Origin of the sequence: Pelagerythrobacter sp., assembly GCF_041912895.1 — a bacterium.
Classification (GTDB): Bacteria; Pseudomonadota; Alphaproteobacteria; order Sphingomonadales; family Sphingomonadaceae; genus Pelagerythrobacter.
The window spans coordinates 81,863-98,298 of record NZ_JAYSGI010000004.1 but is presented as its reverse complement, the minus strand read 5'-3'; the positions used below and the strand labels follow the sequence as shown (position 1 = coordinate 98,298).

The window sequence follows — 16,436 nt, the reverse complement described above, 5'->3', positions numbered from 1 at the left end:
CGCGCCTACCCCCCGGGGCGCCTCCCGCGCCCTTGTGACTGAGTGCGGTCGTGGCGGAACTGGTAGACGCGCAACGTTGAGGTCGTTGTGGGCGAAAGCCCGTGGAAGTTCGAGTCTTCTCGACCGCACCAATCCCCTGGTTATAAACGGCCCACGCGCCGTCCGTGCTTCGTCGAAAGTCGCGGCGCTCAGTCGTCGTCGCGCACGGGCGGGGCGAACAGCGCGCCTTTTTCGCTGATCAGCACGAACACCAGGCTCAGCACCGCCGTCACCAGCAGCGCCGCCGCCAGCGGCCGCGCGGTGCCGTCGTAGGCATAGCCGATGCCCGAGCCCAGCGCCGCGCCGCTGGTCATGCGCAGGAAGCCCTGCGCCGAAGAGGCCGCGCCGGCGATCTGGCGAAAGGGCTGCATCGCGATCGAGCCGAAGTTCGCGCCGATGAAACCGAGAAGGCTCATGTTCGCGGCCATCAGCGGCACGAAGGTCCACAGGCTCTCGTCCGGCTGGCTGGCGAACCACAATTGCGCGGCGGCGACGGCGATGAACGCGAACAGCGCCACATGGCTGACCCGGCGCGCACCATGGCGCTCGACGATCCGCGAGTTCGACCAATTGGAGATCGCCATGCAGCCCGCGCAGATCGCGAAGATCAGCGGGAAGCTGTCGCCCGCACCGAAGGCCTCGCCGATTAGCTGCTGGCTGGAATTGATGAAGCCGAACAGGCCCCCGAACACCAGCGCGCTGCCGATCGTGTAGCCGATGGTCTGGCGCAATGCGACCGCGCGGACCATGTTGCGCGCGATCGTGGCGAGGTGGATCGGCTGGCGGTCGCGGGCGTGCAAGGTTTCGGGCAGGCGGAAGAACACCCACGCGGTCATCACCATGCCCGCCCCGGCCATCGCGGCGAAGATCCAGCGCCAGTCGCCCGCCAGCACCAGCACACCCTGTCCGATACTGGGCGCGACGGCGGGCACGAGCAGGAAGATCACGAAGATCAGGCTCATCATCCGGGCCATGCGGTCGCCGCCCACCCGGTCGCGGATAATCGCGGGCGGCAGCGCGATGATCCCCGCCGCGCAGAACCCGTGCAGCCCGCGCAGCACCACGAGCGTCGCGAAATCGCTCGCCAGCGCGCAGGCGATCGACAGCGCGATATAGGCGGCGAGCGCAGTGAACAGCACCGGCCTGCGGCCGTAGCGGTCGGCGAAACTGCCGGGGATCAGCGTGCCCACGCCCGCCGCGAGCAGGTAGACGCCGACCACGAACTGGCGCTGGTTGCCCTGCGCGCCCAGTTCGCCCGCGATGGTATCGAGCGCGGGCAGAATCGCATCGATGCCGAAGGCGTTGAGCGCCATCAGCATCGCCATCATCCAGATCAGCTCGCGCTCGCCGACGGGGCGGTGGCGGGCGAGGCTGGAGGGGCGCCGGACGTCGCCGTCGTCATCGTCATCGGCCGTCAGGGTTTCATTTCGCATCTGCACAAAAGCGCCTGTGCGCCGAACGGTTCCGCTTTGCAACCGGGTGGCGTATCTGCACCCGATGGACGATCCCGCCCCGGACGACGACGCCCGCGACGACGCCGGCAATGCCCATGGCGATGAGGCGCAGGGCCTGCGCAAGATCATCCATGTCGACATGGATGCCTTCTTCGCCAGCGTCGAACAGCGCGACCATCCCGAGCTGCGCGGGAAGCCGGTGGCGGTCGGCGGATCGGGCGGGCGCGGGGTGGTCGCGGCGGCGAGCTACGAGGCGCGCAAGTTCGGCGTGCGCAGCGCGATGCCTTCGGTCACCGCAAAGCGCCGCTGCCCCGACCTGATCTTCGTGCGCCACCGGTTCGAGGTCTACAAGGAGGTTTCGCAGCAGATTCGCGCGATCTTCCGCCACTACACCCCGCACGTCGAGCCGCTGAGCCTCGACGAGGCCTATCTCGACGTGACCGACGACATTCGCGGGATCGGCTCGGCCACGCGGATCGCGCAGTTGATCCGCGCGGCGATCGCCGAGGAAACGCGGCTGACCGCCAGCGCCGGGGTCAGCTACAACAAGTTCCTCGCCAAGATCGCCAGCGACCAGAACAAGCCGGACGGGCTGTGCGTAATCCGGCCGGGCGAAGGCGCGGCGTTCGTTGCCGCGCTGCCGGTGCGCCGCTTCCACGGCGTCGGGCCCAAGGGCGCGGAGAAGATGGCGCGCCTGGGGATCGAAACCGGGGCCGATCTCGCCGCGAAGGACATCGCCTTTCTGCGCGCCAACTTCGGCAGCTTCGCCGACTATCTCTATCGCGCCGCGCGCGGGATCGACCTGCGGCCCGTGCGCACCAACCGCATCCGCAAGTCGGTCGGCGGCGAGCGCACCTACCGCGAGGACATTTCCAGCGGGCACGCGCTGCGCGAGGCGCTCGACACCATCGTCGACATCGTGTGGGACAGTATCGAGCGGGCGCAGGCGAAAGGGCGCACGGTCACGCTGAAGATGAAATACACCGATTTCCAGATCGTCAGCCGCGCGAAGAGCCTGCCGCACAACGTCGCCGACAAGGCCGAATTCGCGAAACTGGGGCACGAACTGCTCGACGCGCTGTTGCCGCTGCCGCTGCCGATCCGGCTGATGGGGCTCACGCTCTCGAACCTCGAAGGCGGCGATGCGAAGGAACCGCCGCGCGACGACGCGCAGCTCTCGTTGCTATGACGGGCGGCGCCACAGTTCCAGCCGCTTGCGCGTGCGCGGGCTGAGCGGCTCGGGCAGCGAATGCGGCGGGAACAGCCGCGCTTCCAGTACCTCGCGCCGGTCGGGGGCGGGCACGTCGCAAATGCGCGTGGCGAAGACGTGGACCCGGTTCGGCGCGCCGAACGAGGTTTCCTCCTGCACCCCGAGCAGCGTCATCGCATGCGCCTCGCACCCGGTTTCTTCCAGGAGTTCGCGGCGCGCGGCGTGCTCGGGCTCCTCGCCACGGCGGATGCCGCCCGCGGGAAACGACCAGGCGGCCGCGCCGTAGCTCAGCCGCACGAGCAGGACCCGGTGTTCGATATCGCTCGCGATCACTACGCAGCCGCGCAGTTGCGGCTTCATGATCCGCCGCCAGCGCCCACGCACGGCATGGGCGAGCGGGAGCGCCGTGCGGTGCAGCGATGCGGGGATCAGGCGAAGCACGTAACGGGCTGATCGGCCGCCGCCAGCAGCCGCGCGACGGGCAGGTCGTGCTCGCCGCGCATCGCCGCTTCGAACACTGCGCGCTTGTCGTCGCCGCGGATGACGAACATGATCGCATCGCTGGCGAGCAGCGCCGGCAGGGTCAGCGTCACGCGGTCGAACGGCGCTTCGGGCGGCAGCGGATCGGGGGTCAGCCGGCGGATCGGCGCGGGATCGTCCACCCGCGGATCGGTGTTCGGGAACAGCGAAGCGACATGCCCGTCCGCCCCCATGCCGAGCCACGCGAGCGCGAACCGCGGCACCTGCTCCATCTCGCTCAACGTGACCACCTCGGCGCCCAGCGGTTCGAGTGCGGCGCGAATGCGCCCGGTGTTGCTCGCGGGATGATCTTCGGGGACGATCCGGTCGTCGCCTGGCCAGACGAGCAGCCGCGACCAATCGAGCGCACGATCGCGCAATCGCTCGAGGATCGGAAACGGGGTTGATCCGCCCGGGATCGTCACCGCCGCCGGCCCCTCGCGCGCTGCAAGCGCCGCTTCGAGCTTGCCGCCGAGCCATTCGGCCACCCGGGCATCATCCGCGCCCGCTATCAGTTCCACATCGACCACGTGCGCCCGAATAGCACAAAGCCCGCCCCGGCCAAGCGCCGAGGCGGGCTGTGCGGTCGATTTCCGCAGCCTATTTCAGCGTCTGCGTGAGGAACCAGACACGTTCCTCGGCCTGATCGATCCAGTCGTCGACCACGCCGCTGGTGGCGTTGTCGCCCACGTCTTCCGCCGCCTCCTTCACCGCGTTGAGGCGTGTGTGAAGCTTGCGGTTGTCGTCGCGCAGTTCCTTGACCATCGCGTCGGCTTCCAGCGTGGCGTTGTCCTGATCGGCCACATCGGTCGCCTTGGCGATCGAGCCGATCGAGGTCAGCGTCAGTTCGCCGTTCTTGCGCACGCGCTCGCCGATCAGGTCGACCGTGCCGATCAGCTGCGCAGCCTGCTCGTCGAACAGCAGGTGCAGATCGCGAAAGCGCGGGCCCGCGACGTGCCAGTGGAAGTTCTTGGTTTTGACGTAGAGCGCCAGCGTATCGGCCAGCGCGCCGTTCAGCGCGCCGACCAGCGCCTTTTTCGAATTGTCGCCCGTCTTGCTCATGGGGTGTCCCTCCTGTTCAGGATGTGATGTTCACCTGACCAATGGGCGAGCGGGCAATCGGTTTCGCCGCTTATGGCGGTTTCAATAATCGCCTGTTGCGATCAATAACTTATGCCGCGCGCATCCAGCGCGGCCACCACCGCCATCGCCAGCGCGAACGCCGCTAACACCAGCCGCACCGCGCGGATCGGCAGGCGCCGCACGGCGTCGTCGCCCGCTGCCCAGGCGGCCGCGAGCGCGAGCGCGCCGCCCAGCGCGCCGCCGATGCCCGCGAGGACTGCGCTGCCACCGAACGCGGCGATGGCGAACACGAGGAAGCGCGCGCCGTCGCCGAACTGCCGCGCCATCAGCACGATCACGATCGCCGCGAGCGAGCGGGTCGGCTCTTCAGGCGGCTGGTAACGCGCGGGCCAGGTCAACTCGATCGCGGCGAACAACAACGCGATCGCGACCAGCATCGTCTTGCCCGGCCCCGGCAGGATGCCCGAGACGACCTGCCCCGCCAGCGCCATCGCGAAGGCGGACAGCGCGGCGCTGGCGATCGCCGCGGCCAGCACCCCCGGCCCCCGGCGCGAGGCGCTGGAGAAATGCGCGACGATCCGCTGGTCGCGGCTGCCGATCGTGCCGAGCAGGACCGCGATGAAGGCGAAGAACAGCGAAGGCATGCGCTCGTGCGCCGCCTAGGCGATCCAGGGCCCGGTGATCGCGAAGGTCCGCGTCGGGCTGTAGGCGTTGACGAACAGCGTGCGCCCGTCGGGCGAGAAGCACGCCCCGGCCCACTCGGTCTGCATGTGTAGGAAGGCGAGCGGATAGGCAACGCCATCCGGCGTGATCCCTCGCAAATGGTTCTCGACCACGTCGGTGTACTGATCCTCGCACACCACCAGGTGGCCGTTGGGGCCGACCGTCAGGTTGTCGCCGTAGTTGAACTGGTCGGGCGCGGTCGATTCGAAGAACAGTTGCAGCCGGTCCGCCGCCCCGTCGCGGCCGGGCACGAGACGGAATATCTGCCCCAGCTTCGCCCCGCCGCCGCTGGTGCAGCAGAAATAGAGCTCGCCTTCGCCCATGTGGATGCCCTCGCCGCGCGCGAACAGCGTGGCGCCGGCCGCCGCGCCGCGCAGGCGCAGGTCGTCTTCGGGCGCCTCGACGTCGTCGAGATCGATCCAGCGGACGTCGGCCCAGCCGCCCGTTGGCATCGGCGCGCCTTCCCAGTTGCGCGTATCGGTGGGGGCGTCGACGATCGCCAGCGCCTGCAGCTTGCCCCCTTCGGCCAGCTTGCCGCGCACGTTCGGGATGAAGCGGTAGAGCAGGCTGTCGTCGCGATCCTCGGTCTGGTAGACGATCCCCGTCGCCGGATCGACGCAGGCGGCCTCGTGATTGAAGCGGCCCATCGCCTTCAGCGGCACCGGATCGACGAGGCCCGGCGCATCGGCGGGCACCTCGAACGTGTATCCGTGATCCTGATTGATCCGCCCGTCCGCGCGCACCGGCGCTTCCTCGCAGGTCAGCCAGCTGCCCCATGGCGTGACGCCGCCGGCGCAATTGCGGATCGTGCCCGCGAGCGAGCGGTATTCGCGCTCCACCACGAGCGTCTCGGCATCGAGCACCAGAGTCGTCGTACCGCCGGGCAGCGGGACGAGGCTGCGCGCGACGATGTCGTAGGCCGGGCCGGAGACCCCGCCGCCATCCTTGCCCGGCACCAACTCGTGATTGCGGACCAGCGCCAGCTTGCCGCCGCCCAGATCGAAGCAACCCATCCCGTCGGCCGCGTCGGGCACGGTGAAGCCGTCGCTCATCGCATCGCCGAGGCGCGAGATCACCCGGTACGAGAAGCCTTCGGGCAGGTCGATCACGCCCGCCGGATCGGGGCGCAGCGGACCGTACCCGGCGGCGGCGACACTCGGCCTGCCGGCCATCATGGTCGAGCACCCGCTCGCCGCGAGCGCGGCAAAGGCGCTGCCGGTGGCGGCAAGGAACGAGCGACGGTCGGCGGCAAGCGTTGGCATGGCGATAATCATCCGTGAAGCGATCGTGTTGTGCGGCGATGCGATAGCAGTGTGAAGCTCGTATGACACCACCCTGGATGCCGCCGGGAACCTTCGCCCGTGTCGCGGATTCGTTCCCGAAATGCGATCCGAGATCAACTTGCCGCAAGGGGATTCCCGCCCGCCGCTAATGGGTGTATACCTGCGGGGAAACCTGCAGGGGTCTGCCCCGATGGAATCGCGTGAGCACGCCTGTCTCGATGCGGTGACCTGGTTCGAAAGCCTGATGCGGCTTTCCGACATGATGGCGACCGGCGTGCCGCTGGAAAACTGTCTGCGGCTGTCGCGCCATCTCGCGATACTAGCTCCGCCACCCTATGCCGCGATGGCCCGCAGCACGCTCGACGAGGCGGCGTTCGAAGCCCTGCTCGAACGGCGGGCGTTCGAAACCGCGGCGGTCGCGTTGATCGGGACCACGCTACCGGGCGAGGCGATGCCGCGCGGCGGCGGCGCGAAGGCGCAGGTCTGGCCGGATGCCGCTACAAAAGACGCAAGACCCGGCGCGCTGGCGCTCTCGCTTCTCCAGACATGGCTCGGGTCGATGCTGGCATTGACGCCGGGCCGGCCCGCTCAGCCGACGGGCAGCTGCCACAAGTCGGCGTAGATGCCGATCCGCACCGCGTCGGATGTCGATTTGGCATCGAGCTTGCGCATCACGTTCTTGCGATAGATTTCCACGGTACGCGGGCTGAGATCGAGTTCGGCGGCGATCTGCTTGTTCGAATTGCCGTGCAGCAGCGATACCAGCACGTCGTGCTCGCGGCCGGTGAGCTGGCCGACCGAGGCCTTGGCTTCGGCCTTCGCCTGCTCGACCTTCCCGCGGCGGTCGCCTTCTTCGCGCAGACGGGTCAGCGCCTCGGCCAGCAGCGCGTCGTTGAACGGCCAGCCCAGGTAATCGATCGCGCCCTCGCGCATCGCGCGCACCACGCGCTCGGCCTGCGGTGCGGCGGAATACATCGACACCGGATAGTACCGGCCCCGGGCGCGCAACTGCACGAGCAGCGCGGCCAGATCGCACCGCTCCGCATCCTCCACCATCAGCACCGAACCGGTCGATGGCAGGATGCGCAGAAACTCCGCCGCGTCCTCGTAGATTTCGGCGTGGACATCGCGCGCGAAGAGTTCGCGCGAGATTTCCGCCCGCCGGCGCGAGTCGCAATCGATCACATGCACGGGGGAATCGCCCGCGATGCCATTCACTTGCATGCAACGCTCACCTGAAACGCTTGCCCCACACTCAGGTTCGTGAAATGCCGCGCCCGGCCGAAATCCCCCCTCCGGCTTCGCGCGCGATCGAACCCCCGTTCGGGTGGCGCAACTAACCGATTGCCCGGCCTATCGCAATCGCAAATCGGTGAAGGCCCTGGCCGTCAGCCCGGATCGCGCAGAGCCGTAGCGATCTCGAGGAAGTCGTTGCGTACCGACGTCAGCAGAGCGGGGTCGAAATCGGTCACGCTGGCGAGCACCGCCTGGCGCGCCGCGCCGTAGACCTGAAGCAGCGCCTGCGCGAGCGGTGCGTCGCGGTCGACGCCCATCTCGAGCGCGGTGATCGCGGTCAGCGCGCGGGTCAGCGCCTTGCTGCGCAGCGCGGGATCGCGCCGCTCCTGCGCGAACTGCGCCGAGCCCAGCGCGGTGATCGCCTGCTCGAGGCACAGCTGCACCAGCGCGGCGGAATCGCCGCCCTGCACCCGCGCGTCGAACGAACTGCGGCGATAGGCTTCCTGCGGGTTGTTGAGCGCCAGCATCGCATCAGTCCTTCGAAGAGTTCCACGCGTCGATCTGCGATTTCAGGAACGACAGCGTCGATTGCGATTCGCCGATCCGCACATCGGCCTTGGCGAAGCGTGCGACCATCGTGGCGCGCAGCCGCTCCTGCTGGTCGAGCAGCTTCGCGGTGTCGTCCGATACTTGGGTCGATTGCGTCTGGTAACGCGCGATCGACCCGGCGAGCGAGCCCGGATCGCCGGTGGTGGAGGCCGAGCGGGCGATCTTGTCGACCGTCGCATAGACGCCGTAGAGCCCGCTGGTGAACATCGCCGCCACGCCCGCCGGATCGCGCTCCAGCGTGGCCTGCAGCCGTGTCTCGTCGAGCCGGAACGTGCCGTCGCGCTCGATCGCCAGACCGAGGTCCGACAGCGTGCGCGGCGCGCCTTCGGGGGCGTTGGGCATCACGACCATGCCGGCGAGACCCGACAGCGTGCGCTTGAGCGCGCGTGCGCCCGGATCGCGCGACAGATCGCCCCCCATCGGATCGGTCGCCGTATTGAGATCGCCGACAACCTCGTTGATCGCGCCGACCAAGTCCTGCATCGCCGAGGCGATCGTGCCGACCGGGCTGGGAAAGGCGATCGTCGTCGGCGCGCCGGCGTTGGTGCCGGTCAGCTTGAGCGCCAGGCCCGGCGCGACCATGCCCGCGTCGTTGGTGCGGCTGGTCATCGCCAGCCCGTCGAGCTTGAACTGCGCGTCCGCCGAAGCGGCCAGCAGACGCGCGGGATCGCTGCCGTTCTGCGGATTCCACGCCAGCGCGGCGAGGCCCTCGGCGCCCGGTGTTTCGGTCGCTTCGATCACGAAGCCGCTGCGTGCGCCCTCGGCGCCCTTTACAACGAGTTGCGCACCCTGCGCGGTCTGCGCGACGTAGGCCGTCAGCCCGGCGCGCTTGGCGTTGATCGCGATCGCCACGTCGGACAGCTTCGCGCCCGGCGCGATATCGATCGTCACCGCCGCCTGCGCGGTGTCCCCGGCAAAGCTTTCGCCGCTAGTCTCGCCGAAACGGAACGTCAGCGAGCCCGCACCGACCGGCGCCGCCGCATCGGCAAAGGCCGGGCTGGCCAGCGTTTGCCCGCGTGCGAGCGCGAGAACCTCGAGGCTGTACGATCCCCTGCCCGCCGTGCCGATCGGGCTGGAGACGGCGGCGACCGATCCGTTGGCGATCTGCGGCGTCACCGCCAGATCGCCCGCACGGACCCGTTCGCCCAGCGCGCTCGCCAGCAGCGAGAGCGAATTCTTGAGCGCCGAGGCGGTCGAAATCTGCCGGTCGAGCGTCTCGCTCTTCTCCGTCAGGCGGTCGTTGCGCAGCGCGAACTGCGCGGTGGCGAGATCGCTGGCCAGCTTGGCCATGTCGATCCCGCTGCCCGCGCCGAGCCCGACGATGATGGAGGATGCTGCGCTCATGCGAAGGAGAACGGCGTTTCGCGCATGGGCTTAAGGGGCGACCCGGCCGTCCGCGTCGAAGCGCAGATCGACCGGCACCTCGATCGCGGGCAGCGGGCGCTGCTCGCCGCGCTTGAGCGAGAACACGAAGGCGAGGACCGAAGCGATCGCGGCGTAAAGCTCCTCGCGGATCGTCTGGTTCTCGCGCGTGGTGTAATAGACCGAGCGGGCGAGCTGCGGGATTTCGAGCATCGGCACGCCGTATTCGCGCGCCAGTTCCTTCATCGCCGCCGCCTTGTCGCCGCGCCCCTTCGCCAGCACCAGCGGCGCGGCCGCCCGATCGGGGTCGTAGATCATCGCCACCGCGAAATGGGTCGGGTTGGTGAGCACGAACTGCGCCTCGCGCATCGCGTGCGCCACGCCGCCCGCGGCGATCTCGCGCTGGCGCTGGCGACGGTGCGCCTTCGCTTCGGGCGAGCCGTCGCTTTCCTTGTGCTCGTCGCGCATTTCCTGATGGCTCATCTTAAGGCGCTGGTTGCGGCGGATCCACTGGATCGGCACGTCGATCAGCGCGATCACGATCAGCCCCGCACCCAGCGCGAACAGCAGCGAGGTGACGAGGCCCCAGGCGGCGGTGAGCTGCTGCGACAGGTTCCCGCCGCCCAGCCCCATGATCGCATCGAGCCACGACTTGCCCCACACCCACGCGATCGTGCCCAGCAGCGCGACCTTGAGGATGCCCTTGCCCATCTCGATCCAGCCGTTGGGGCCGAACATGCGCTTGAGGCCCGACAGCGGATTGATGCGCGAGCCCTTCCACGCCAGATTCTCGTTCACCCAGCGCCCCTCGCCCGCGCCGAAGCCGAGCTGGGTGACGAAGGCGAGCACGATCATCGGCAGCGCGATCGTCACGATCGGCGGCAGCGCGGACAGCAGGCCGGCGGCCATCATCGAGCCGGGCTGGAAATCGCGCATCTCGCCGTTGTCGAAGATCAGGCTCTCGCGGGCGAGCGCGCTCAGCTCGCCCAGCAGCCACGGCCCGGCGAACGTCAGCCAGGCCGCGCCGAACAGGATCGCGGCAGCGGTGGTCGCTTCCTTGGAGCGGAGGACGTCACCCTTCTTCGCCGCGTCGCGCTTGCGCTTCGCGGTCGGCTCGAAAGTCTTTTCGCCGGCGGTCTCGCTCATCGCACCAGCACGCTCGCGGTCTGGTCGATCGACACCTCCACGATGTCGCCGAACTGGTCGTAGATCATCGGCGCGGCCACGATCAGCGCGGCGATGCCCGCCAGCACGCCCGCCGGCAGGCCGAGCGCGAACAGGTTGAGCGCGGGGGCCGAGCGGCTGAGCACGCCGGTGACCATCTGCACCAGCAGCAGCACCAGCGTGATCGGCAGCGCGATGCGCACCGCCGTCTCGAACATGACCCCGGCGAAGCTCGCCACGCGGGCGAACCCGTCCGCGCCCATCCACGTGTCACCCGGCGGGAAGGCGCGGTAGCTTTCCACCAGCAGCGCGATCCAGTGCAGGTGCGCGCCGAGCGCGAGGAAGATCAGCGTCAACACGATGGTGAAATACTGGCCGAAGGCGGTGGTCTGCCCGCCGCCATTGGGATCCGCGGCCATCGCCATGCTCATCCCCATCGCCCCGCCGATCACCTCGGCGGCGATCGTCGGCGCAGCGAAGGCAACCTGAAGCACGAAGCCGAGCGCAAGGCCGATCGCGACCTCGCCCGCGACCGCCATCAATCCGGCGGCGGAAAACAGCGTCTCGGGCGGAGTCACCGCGGGCAGCCACACGCCGACGAAGATCGCCAGCGCGCCGGTAAGGCACACGCGCACCGTCATCGGCACCGAAGCGGCGCCGAAGAACGGCGCGGCGACCAGCCCTGCGCCGATGCGCGTCATCAGGAAAACAATGCCCCAGAAATCCTGCTCGATCGCGCCGAGGCCGAGATCGAGCGCGTTCATCGCACCCCGATCCGGGCGATTTCCATGAAGATTTCCTGCATGAAGTCGGTCAGCAGCGCCATCATCGACGCGCCGAACAGCACCAGCACCAGCGCGACCGCGGCCAGCTTGGGCACGAAGGTCAGCGTCTGCTCGTTGACCGACGTGGCGGCCTGGATCAGCCCGATGACGAGGCCGATCGCGAGTGCGGCAAGCAGCACCGGCGCTGCCACCAGCGCGGTAATCCACAGCATGCGGTCGGCCAGGGACAGGAGGATGGGAAGCTCGTCCATCATCAAGCTCCTAGGCGAAGCTCGATGCGAGCGAGCCCATCAAGAGCGCCCACCCGTCCACCAGGACGAACAGCAGCAGCTTAAACGGCAGCGAGACGAGCATCGGGCTCATCATCATCATGCCCAGACTCATCAGCACGCTGGAGACGACGAGGTCGATCACCAGGAAAGGCAGGAACAGCATGAAGCCGATCTGGAACGCGGTCTTCAGCTCGCTCGTCACGAAGGCGGGCAGCAGGATCGAGAACGGCACATCCTGCGGACTGGCGAACTGCGGCGCGTCGGCGATATCGGCGAACATCTGCAGGTCGCGCTCGCGCGTCTGGCGGATCATGAAGGCGTGGAATTCGTTGCCGGCCAGCTCGATCGCCTGCTCGGCGTTGACCTGCCCGGCGGCATAGGGCGCGATGGCGGTGTCGTTCACCCGCTCCAGCGTGGGCGCCATGACGAACAGCGAGAGGAACAGCGACAGCCCGATCAGCACCTGATTGGGCGGCGACTGCTGGAGGCCCAGCGCCTGCCGCAGGATCGCGAGGACGACGATGATCCGCGTGAAGCTGGTCATCATCAGCACCAGCGCGGGCAGGATCGTCAGCAGCCCCATGACGAGCAGGAGCTGGAGCGACATGCTCAGCGGCTCGCCGCCCGCGCCGCCCAGCTCTCCGAACGCGCGGTCGAGCGCGCCGGGAACGGCGGCCTGCGCCTTGGCGGCGGCGGGCAGCGCGAGCGCGGCGAGCGCGCCCAGGATGGCGGAAAGCCGCTTCATGCCGCGTGCTCCTCCAGCGCCGCGGCGCGCGCGGGCGCTTCGGCGAGGCGGGTCAGTCCGGCGCGCGAGGTCGAGACGAGGATCTCGCGCCCGTGGAATTCGATCACCGCGAGACGCATCGTGGGCGAGAGCATCGTCGTCTCCACGATCCGCACGGCCTTGCCGCCGCCGCCCTGCGGCGCGCCGAACTTGCCCTGCATGCGCTGGGCGAGCTTCAGGCTGCCCCAGATCATCAGGCCGATCAGCGGCAGCAGGATCAGCAGCTTGAGGATGTACCAGCCCATCAGGCGATGCCTTCGGCCTGCGCGGCGGGGGCGACCTCGATCGGCGGCGCGCGGCGTTCGCGTGGGCTCGCGGCGCGGTTGTCGCCGGCGAGCTCGAGGATGCGCAGCCCGAAACGGTTGCCTTCGGCCACGACCTCGCCCTTGGCGATCAGCTTGCCGTTTACCAGCACGTCGAGCGGCTCGTCGGTCAGCCGGTCGAGCATGACCACGCTTTCTTCCGCGAGGTCGAGCACTTCGCGCAGGTTCATTTGCGTGCGGCCGAGTTCGACCGTGAGGCGGACGTCGATGTCCTGGATCAGGCCGAAGCCCTGGGTTGCGTCGGTCATCGGGATTCCCTTTCGGTGATTTTTTGGCCGGTGAAAGTCTGAGTGATCTGGAGCGCGACCTGATCGTCCACTTCGCCCACCGTGCCGCGGGCGATCACGATCTCGCCCACCTGCAACGGCACGCTACGCGCGACCATGATCGGAAGAACGGTGCCCGGCGCGATGGCCGCCAGGCGGTGAAGCGGCATATCCATGTCGACCAGCCGCGCGCCGGCGGAGAGCGGCAGGTCGGCGAACGGCGCCTCGTCGATCCCGCGCTTGCGGCGGCTGGCGGGGGCCTGCGGGGCCGAGGCGCTGCGCGGCAGGAGCGAAGACAGCGCCGCGGTTTCGAGCGCCAGCACGATGCGCCATTCCCGCCCGCGCGAAGCGACATCAAGCGTCAGCACGGTGAGCTGCGCCTCGGGCGTGAACGGCGCGCGCCGATCGGCCACGGTCGCGTCGTCGGCGCGGAAGTCGAGCCCGCCCAGTTCGCCCGCGATGGCCGTCAGCACCTGCTTCTCGAACCGGCGGGCGAGCAAATCCGCGGTGTGCGGCAGGCGCGGCGGCAACGGATCGCCGATCTCGCCGGTGCCGCCGAAGGTGCGGTCGAGCTGCTCGAGGATCGCGCGCCCGTCGAGCGCAAGGAACAGCACGTGGCCCGCCATCCCGAACAGGTGGCGGCTGGTGGCGACGAGCGGCGCGCACGCGCCGGCCAGTTCCGATCCGGCGATCGCGCGCGTTCCGGCGGAGGCGATCTCCACCTGGGCATCGTCGGCCACGGCGGAGACGCAGGCGCGCAGCGCCCCGGCGAGCCGCGTGCCGAACGCCGCGAAATCGGGGCCGAGGTCGACCTGCGTCTCGCGCCGGCTCAGCAGCGCGTCGCAATGGCTCGCGGCGCGCCGCGCCGGGGTGGAGGCCGGGCTGCGGGTCATTGGACGATGAAGGTCCGGAAATAGACGTTGTCGACGCCGCCGAAGCCTTCACGCTCGACCAGCACCTCGTTGACCGCGTCGGTCAGGCGCTTCTGCAACCGCGTCTTGCCGGCGCTCGTCATCACTTCCTCTTCGGGCGTGTCGGCCAGTTCGACGAGGATGCGCGAGCGGATCGCGAGCTGGTGCTCGTCGAGCCACATCAGCACGCGCCCATCGCGGTGGGTCGAAGCGGCGAGGCTGACCTGCATCAGCCCGTCGCTGTCCTTGAGGTTCGAGGTGAAATCCTCGACGAAGCTGTAATAGGCGGTGCGATACTTGCTGCCGCCCTCGCCATAAACGAGCTCGCCACTTTCCTCGCCGCCCTTGGGTGCGGGCGGCGCGTAGGGGTCTTCCTCGCCCTTGACGACGAACTGCGGGCCGGCTTCCTTGGCTTCGGCATCGGCGGTCTGGATCACGCCGGCGGCCATCAGGCCGAACACCGTGCCGCCGCCCACGCCCGCCAGCATCACGCCGAGCAGCGCGATCTTGAGCAGGGCCTTGCCCTTGCCGCCCTTGGCCTTGCCACCTTCGGCCGCCTTGTCCTTCTTGTCACTCATTCCGCTGTCCTCGATGGAAAAGATGGGTCGCCCGGTCAGGCGAAGATGCCCGAGCGGCGCTCGCCGCCCCGGCTGGATTGATCGCTGGCGCCGGAGCCGCGCTGCTGGTCCTGGCGCTCGTGCCGTGCGGCATTGCCATTGCCATTGCCGTTGGCGTTGCCGCCGTCGCGCTCGGCCGCCGCGCCGCGCGCCGAACCGTTGGTTCCAGCCTGCTGCTGCTGTGCGCTCGCGGTGCCCGGGTCCGCCTGATTGAAGGCCGGGCGGTCGGCCACGGCAGCGGTGATCGCGCGATGCGCGTCGGGGTCGGCGGCGGAAAGCTGGACCGCGATCTGGCCGTCGCGGCGCTGGTCGAAGCGCAGCGAAAGCTCGCCGAATTCGGCATGGTCGATCGCCAGCGTCGCGGTCTTGGCGGTGATCGCCTCGCGCGCGGCGGACAGGCTGTCGACGATGCGGCCGAGCTCGCGCGCGACCTGCGTTTCGAGACCCGGACGCGCGGCGGCGACCGGCTGCGTGCCCTCGGCACCGAGCGGAGCCGGCGCGGCGGCGAGTACCGGGGCGGGCGATGCGGCAGAAACCGGGGCCGGAGCGGCCTCGGCACCGGCGCGGGAAAGCGGCTTCGGTCCGGCTTCGGGGGCAGCGCGCTGCTCGTCCGAAGGATCGCGCTGGGCCGGCCGGTCGCCGGTCTGCGGAGTGGCCTGCTGGACGGCAGCGGTGTCGCCGCCTCTCGCGACGGTCGCAGGGGCCGTTTCGCGCGCGGCGGCCGGCTGCTCGGCTGCGGCAGGCAGCGGTGCGACCTGGAGCGAAACCGCCGGGGCGGATGCGGGTTCGGCGCGCGCGGCGCCTTGAGGTACGGGCGCATCCGCGCGGTGGTTCGCCGGGGCGATCGTCTGCCCGGCGAGGAATGCGGGCGCGGCGGCTTGCGCCGGCGGGGCGGTTACGGTCGCCGGGGCGATGTCTTTCGATACGGCGCTGGCCGGGCTGGCGACGGCGAGTCCATCGGGCAACGCGGCAGCGTTTTCCACCGCGATCGTCGTGGTGGCCGGAGTGGCTGGCGCTACCGGGGCTGCTTCGGTCGAACCATCGGCGGGAGCGGCAAGAACCGGCAGAGCGGGCGGCAAGATATTGCCGGTCGCGGCAAGCGCGCTGCCGGGATCGGCTTCCGCGTCGCTCCGGGCGTCGACTTCGCCTCCTTCGGCGGCCTCGCTTTCATCGGAGGGAATTGCGGCTGTTTCGGCACCGGCTTCCCCGTTCCCCAGCATGGCGAGCAGCGCGGAGAAACCGCCGGTTTGCGCGCGATCGCAGTGCGCGGCGGGCGCCGCGGGGCCGGGCTCGCTGGTCGCGGGAAGCTTCACCATGGACAGGAGTTGGGAAATCATCGGGCTGCCGTCTGCGGTTGTGTCCCGCCCGGCTATTCAAGATGCGTGCCAGTTTTCCGTGCTGCGGCGGGTTCCTGCTTCGCCGAGCGCTCCCCGATCGCGCGGGCGAGGTCGCGGCGGCTGTCCCCGGCCTTCTGCAAGCGGCGATCGGCGACTGCCAGATCGGCCAGCCGGTCGTCCGCGGTGCGCCGCGCATCGGCGGCCTGCCGCGCGGCGGTGGCGCCCAGATCGTGCAGGTGGCTGCCCAGCATGCTCGCGCCGCGTAGATCCGCGCCGTCGCGCGCGGTGTCGCGCAAGGCATAGAGTTGCGAGAGCGTGCGCGTGCGCTCGGAAAGCTGTTCGAGCTTCTGCCGCACGGCTTCGGCCCGGTGCGCCTCGGCGGCCGCCTGGCGGTGTTCGGCCGCGCGCATCCGCTCGATCAGCACCGCGCGGCGCAGGCGGCCCTTATCGCCCGTCATC

At 69.5% G+C, this 16,436-nt stretch carries 21 protein-coding genes and 1 tRNA gene; 3 read left to right on the top strand and 19 right to left on the bottom strand.

Translation table 11 applies throughout. The features are described 5' to 3' along the window. Positions 1-44 precede the first annotated feature (44 nt). Positions 45-131: transfer RNA gene (locus ACE3QC_RS12505), tRNA-Leu, on the top strand. Positions 132-188: 57 nt separating this feature from the next. Here ACE3QC_RS12505 and ACE3QC_RS12500 read toward each other — a convergent pair. After that, the gene (locus ACE3QC_RS12500; protein ID WP_374408725.1) at positions 189-1,472 is read right to left on the bottom strand and encodes a multidrug effflux MFS transporter; all 1,284 of its coding nucleotides are present in this window, start codon (positions 1,470-1,472) and stop codon (positions 189-191) included. A gap of 64 nt (positions 1,473-1,536) precedes the next feature. Here ACE3QC_RS12500 and dinB point away from each other — a divergent pair, with 64 nt between their 5' ends. Further along, complete coding sequence (gene dinB / locus ACE3QC_RS12495) at positions 1,537-2,682, top strand: DNA polymerase IV (RefSeq protein WP_374408723.1); 1,146 nt, start codon at positions 1,537-1,539, stop codon at positions 2,680-2,682. On the opposite strand, the gene ACE3QC_RS12490 is transcribed toward dinB, so the two are convergent. The 5 genes from ACE3QC_RS12490 to ACE3QC_RS12470 all read right to left on the bottom strand — a co-directional run bounded on the left by ACE3QC_RS12490 (position 2,677) and on the right by ACE3QC_RS12470 (position 6,290). Then, positions 2,677-3,144: an NUDIX domain-containing protein gene (locus ACE3QC_RS12490; RefSeq protein WP_374408721.1), complete on the bottom strand. Its 468-nt coding sequence runs from the start codon at positions 3,142-3,144 to the stop codon at positions 2,677-2,679. The genes dinB and ACE3QC_RS12490 overlap by 6 nt on opposite strands. Then, the gene (locus ACE3QC_RS12485; protein ID WP_374408719.1) at positions 3,132-3,752 is read right to left on the bottom strand and encodes a 6-phosphogluconolactonase; all 621 of its coding nucleotides are present in this window, start codon (positions 3,750-3,752) and stop codon (positions 3,132-3,134) included. Before ACE3QC_RS12485 ends, ACE3QC_RS12490 begins: the two co-directional genes overlap by 13 nt. A gap of 70 nt (positions 3,753-3,822) precedes the next feature. Next, positions 3,823-4,284 (bottom strand): Dps family protein, encoded by a 462-nt coding sequence (locus ACE3QC_RS12480; RefSeq protein WP_374408717.1) that lies wholly within the window; start codon positions 4,282-4,284, stop codon positions 3,823-3,825. Positions 4,285-4,385: 101 nt separating this feature from the next. After that, complete coding sequence (locus ACE3QC_RS12475; protein ID WP_374408715.1) at positions 4,386-4,949, bottom strand: hypothetical protein; 564 nt, start codon at positions 4,947-4,949, stop codon at positions 4,386-4,388. A gap of 15 nt (positions 4,950-4,964) precedes the next feature. Next, entirely contained in the window at positions 4,965-6,290 is a 1,326-nt protein-coding gene (locus ACE3QC_RS12470; protein WP_374408713.1) for an alkaline phosphatase PhoX, read from the bottom strand. A 211-nt stretch (positions 6,291-6,501) separates the two neighbouring features. Here ACE3QC_RS12470 and ACE3QC_RS12465 point away from each other — a divergent pair, with 211 nt between their 5' ends. Beyond that, on the top strand, positions 6,502-6,933 hold the full coding sequence (locus tag ACE3QC_RS12465; protein ID WP_374408711.1) for a hypothetical protein: 432 nt from the start codon (positions 6,502-6,504) through the stop codon (positions 6,931-6,933). Here the strand turns inward: ACE3QC_RS12465 and ACE3QC_RS12460 are convergent. From ACE3QC_RS12460 to ACE3QC_RS12400, 13 genes are all read right to left on the bottom strand, one after another. Further along, positions 6,900-7,535: a response regulator transcription factor gene (locus tag ACE3QC_RS12460; protein WP_374408709.1), complete on the bottom strand. Its 636-nt coding sequence runs from the start codon at positions 7,533-7,535 to the stop codon at positions 6,900-6,902. The two genes, ACE3QC_RS12465 and ACE3QC_RS12460, sit on opposite strands and share 34 nt — an antisense overlap. 164 nt (positions 7,536-7,699) lie before the next feature. Beyond that, complete coding sequence (locus tag ACE3QC_RS12455) at positions 7,700-8,074, bottom strand: flagellar protein FliS (protein WP_374408708.1); 375 nt, start codon at positions 8,072-8,074, stop codon at positions 7,700-7,702. Between the two features lie 4 nt (positions 8,075-8,078). Then, positions 8,079-9,500 carry a flagellar filament capping protein FliD gene (fliD, locus tag ACE3QC_RS12450; protein ID WP_374408706.1) on the bottom strand — a complete coding sequence of 474 codons (1,422 nt, stop codon included), beginning with the start codon at positions 9,498-9,500 and terminating at the stop codon, positions 8,079-8,081. A 30-nt stretch (positions 9,501-9,530) separates the two neighbouring features. Then, positions 9,531-10,664: a flagellar biosynthesis protein FlhB gene (locus ACE3QC_RS12445; RefSeq protein WP_374408704.1), complete on the bottom strand. Its 1,134-nt coding sequence runs from the start codon at positions 10,662-10,664 to the stop codon at positions 9,531-9,533. After that, positions 10,661-11,446 carry a flagellar biosynthetic protein FliR gene (gene fliR / locus ACE3QC_RS12440; protein ID WP_374408702.1) on the bottom strand — a complete coding sequence of 262 codons (786 nt, stop codon included), beginning with the start codon at positions 11,444-11,446 and terminating at the stop codon, positions 10,661-10,663. The genes ACE3QC_RS12445 and fliR overlap by 4 nt, the downstream gene beginning before the upstream one ends. After that, positions 11,443-11,718, bottom strand: a complete 276-nt coding sequence (locus tag ACE3QC_RS12435; protein ID WP_374408700.1) for a flagellar biosynthetic protein FliQ — start codon at positions 11,716-11,718, stop codon at positions 11,443-11,445. The genes fliR and ACE3QC_RS12435 overlap by 4 nt, the downstream gene beginning before the upstream one ends. 10 nt (positions 11,719-11,728) lie before the next feature. Then, a complete protein-coding gene (fliP, locus tag ACE3QC_RS12430) occupies positions 11,729-12,484 on the bottom strand; it encodes a flagellar type III secretion system pore protein FliP (RefSeq protein ID WP_374408699.1) in 756 nt (251 codons plus the stop codon). Then, complete coding sequence (locus tag ACE3QC_RS12425) at positions 12,481-12,768, bottom strand: flagellar biosynthetic protein FliO (protein WP_374408697.1); 288 nt, start codon at positions 12,766-12,768, stop codon at positions 12,481-12,483. Before ACE3QC_RS12425 ends, fliP begins: the two co-directional genes overlap by 4 nt. Beyond that, on the bottom strand, positions 12,768-13,094 hold the full coding sequence (fliN, locus tag ACE3QC_RS12420) for a flagellar motor switch protein FliN (RefSeq protein WP_374408695.1): 327 nt from the start codon (positions 13,092-13,094) through the stop codon (positions 12,768-12,770). Before fliN ends, ACE3QC_RS12425 begins: the two co-directional genes overlap by 1 nt. Further along, positions 13,091-14,005, bottom strand: a complete 915-nt coding sequence (locus ACE3QC_RS12415) for a FliM/FliN family flagellar motor C-terminal domain-containing protein (RefSeq protein WP_374408693.1) — start codon at positions 14,003-14,005, stop codon at positions 13,091-13,093. The genes fliN and ACE3QC_RS12415 overlap by 4 nt, the downstream gene beginning before the upstream one ends. After that, complete coding sequence (gene fliL, locus ACE3QC_RS12410) at positions 14,002-14,601, bottom strand: flagellar basal body-associated protein FliL (protein ID WP_374408691.1); 600 nt, start codon at positions 14,599-14,601, stop codon at positions 14,002-14,004. The genes ACE3QC_RS12415 and fliL overlap by 4 nt, the downstream gene beginning before the upstream one ends. Before the next feature lie 35 nt (positions 14,602-14,636). Continuing rightward, positions 14,637-15,977, bottom strand: a complete 1,341-nt coding sequence (locus ACE3QC_RS12405; RefSeq protein WP_374408689.1) for a hypothetical protein — start codon at positions 15,975-15,977, stop codon at positions 14,637-14,639. A gap of 32 nt (positions 15,978-16,009) precedes the next feature. Next, positions 16,010-16,435: a hypothetical protein gene (locus ACE3QC_RS12400; RefSeq protein ID WP_374408687.1), complete on the bottom strand. Its 426-nt coding sequence runs from the start codon at positions 16,433-16,435 to the stop codon at positions 16,010-16,012. Between the last annotated feature and the right edge of the window lies 1 nt (position 16,436).

What these genes read in the sequence shown, in the direction of transcription:
- ACE3QC_RS12500 (WP_374408725.1), bottom strand. Translation starts at nt 1,472, where the DNA reads ATGCGAAATGAAACCCTGACGGCCGATGACGATGACGACGGCGACGTC.
- dinB (WP_374408723.1), top strand. Translation starts at nt 1,537, where the DNA reads ATGGACGATCCCGCCCCGGACGACGACGCCCGCGACGACGCCGGCAAT.
- ACE3QC_RS12480 (WP_374408717.1), bottom strand. Translation starts at nt 4,284, where the DNA reads ATGAGCAAGACGGGCGACAATTCGAAAAAGGCGCTGGTCGGCGCGCTG.
- ACE3QC_RS12475 (WP_374408715.1), bottom strand. Translation starts at nt 4,949, where the DNA reads ATGCCTTCGCTGTTCTTCGCCTTCATCGCGGTCCTGCTCGGCACGATC.
- ACE3QC_RS12470 (WP_374408713.1), bottom strand. Translation starts at nt 6,290, where the DNA reads ATGCCAACGCTTGCCGCCGACCGTCGCTCGTTCCTTGCCGCCACCGGC.
- ACE3QC_RS12465 (WP_374408711.1), top strand. Translation starts at nt 6,502, where the DNA reads ATGGAATCGCGTGAGCACGCCTGTCTCGATGCGGTGACCTGGTTCGAA.
- ACE3QC_RS12460 (WP_374408709.1), bottom strand. Translation starts at nt 7,535, where the DNA reads ATGCAAGTGAATGGCATCGCGGGCGATTCCCCCGTGCATGTGATCGAT.
- ACE3QC_RS12455 (WP_374408708.1), bottom strand. Translation starts at nt 8,074, where the DNA reads ATGCTGGCGCTCAACAACCCGCAGGAAGCCTATCGCCGCAGTTCGTTC.
- fliD (WP_374408706.1), bottom strand. Translation starts at nt 9,500, where the DNA reads ATGAGCGCAGCATCCTCCATCATCGTCGGGCTCGGCGCGGGCAGCGGG.
- ACE3QC_RS12445 (WP_374408704.1), bottom strand. Translation starts at nt 10,664, where the DNA reads ATGAGCGAGACCGCCGGCGAAAAGACTTTCGAGCCGACCGCGAAGCGC.
- fliR (WP_374408702.1), bottom strand. Translation starts at nt 11,446, where the DNA reads ATGAACGCGCTCGATCTCGGCCTCGGCGCGATCGAGCAGGATTTCTGG.
- ACE3QC_RS12435 (WP_374408700.1), bottom strand. Translation starts at nt 11,718, where the DNA reads ATGGACGAGCTTCCCATCCTCCTGTCCCTGGCCGACCGCATGCTGTGG.
- fliP (WP_374408699.1), bottom strand. Translation starts at nt 12,484, where the DNA reads ATGAAGCGGCTTTCCGCCATCCTGGGCGCGCTCGCCGCGCTCGCGCTG.
- ACE3QC_RS12425 (WP_374408697.1), bottom strand. Translation starts at nt 12,768, where the DNA reads ATGGGCTGGTACATCCTCAAGCTGCTGATCCTGCTGCCGCTGATCGGC.
- fliN (WP_374408695.1), bottom strand. Translation starts at nt 13,094, where the DNA reads ATGACCGACGCAACCCAGGGCTTCGGCCTGATCCAGGACATCGACGTC.
- ACE3QC_RS12415 (WP_374408693.1), bottom strand. Translation starts at nt 14,005, where the DNA reads ATGACCCGCAGCCCGGCCTCCACCCCGGCGCGGCGCGCCGCGAGCCAT.
- fliL (WP_374408691.1), bottom strand. Translation starts at nt 14,601, where the DNA reads ATGAGTGACAAGAAGGACAAGGCGGCCGAAGGTGGCAAGGCCAAGGGC.
- ACE3QC_RS12405 (WP_374408689.1), bottom strand. Translation starts at nt 15,977, where the DNA reads ATGATTTCCCAACTCCTGTCCATGGTGAAGCTTCCCGCGACCAGCGAG.
- ACE3QC_RS12400 (WP_374408687.1), bottom strand. Translation starts at nt 16,435, where the DNA reads ATGACGGGCGATAAGGGCCGCCTGCGCCGCGCGGTGCTGATCGAGCGG.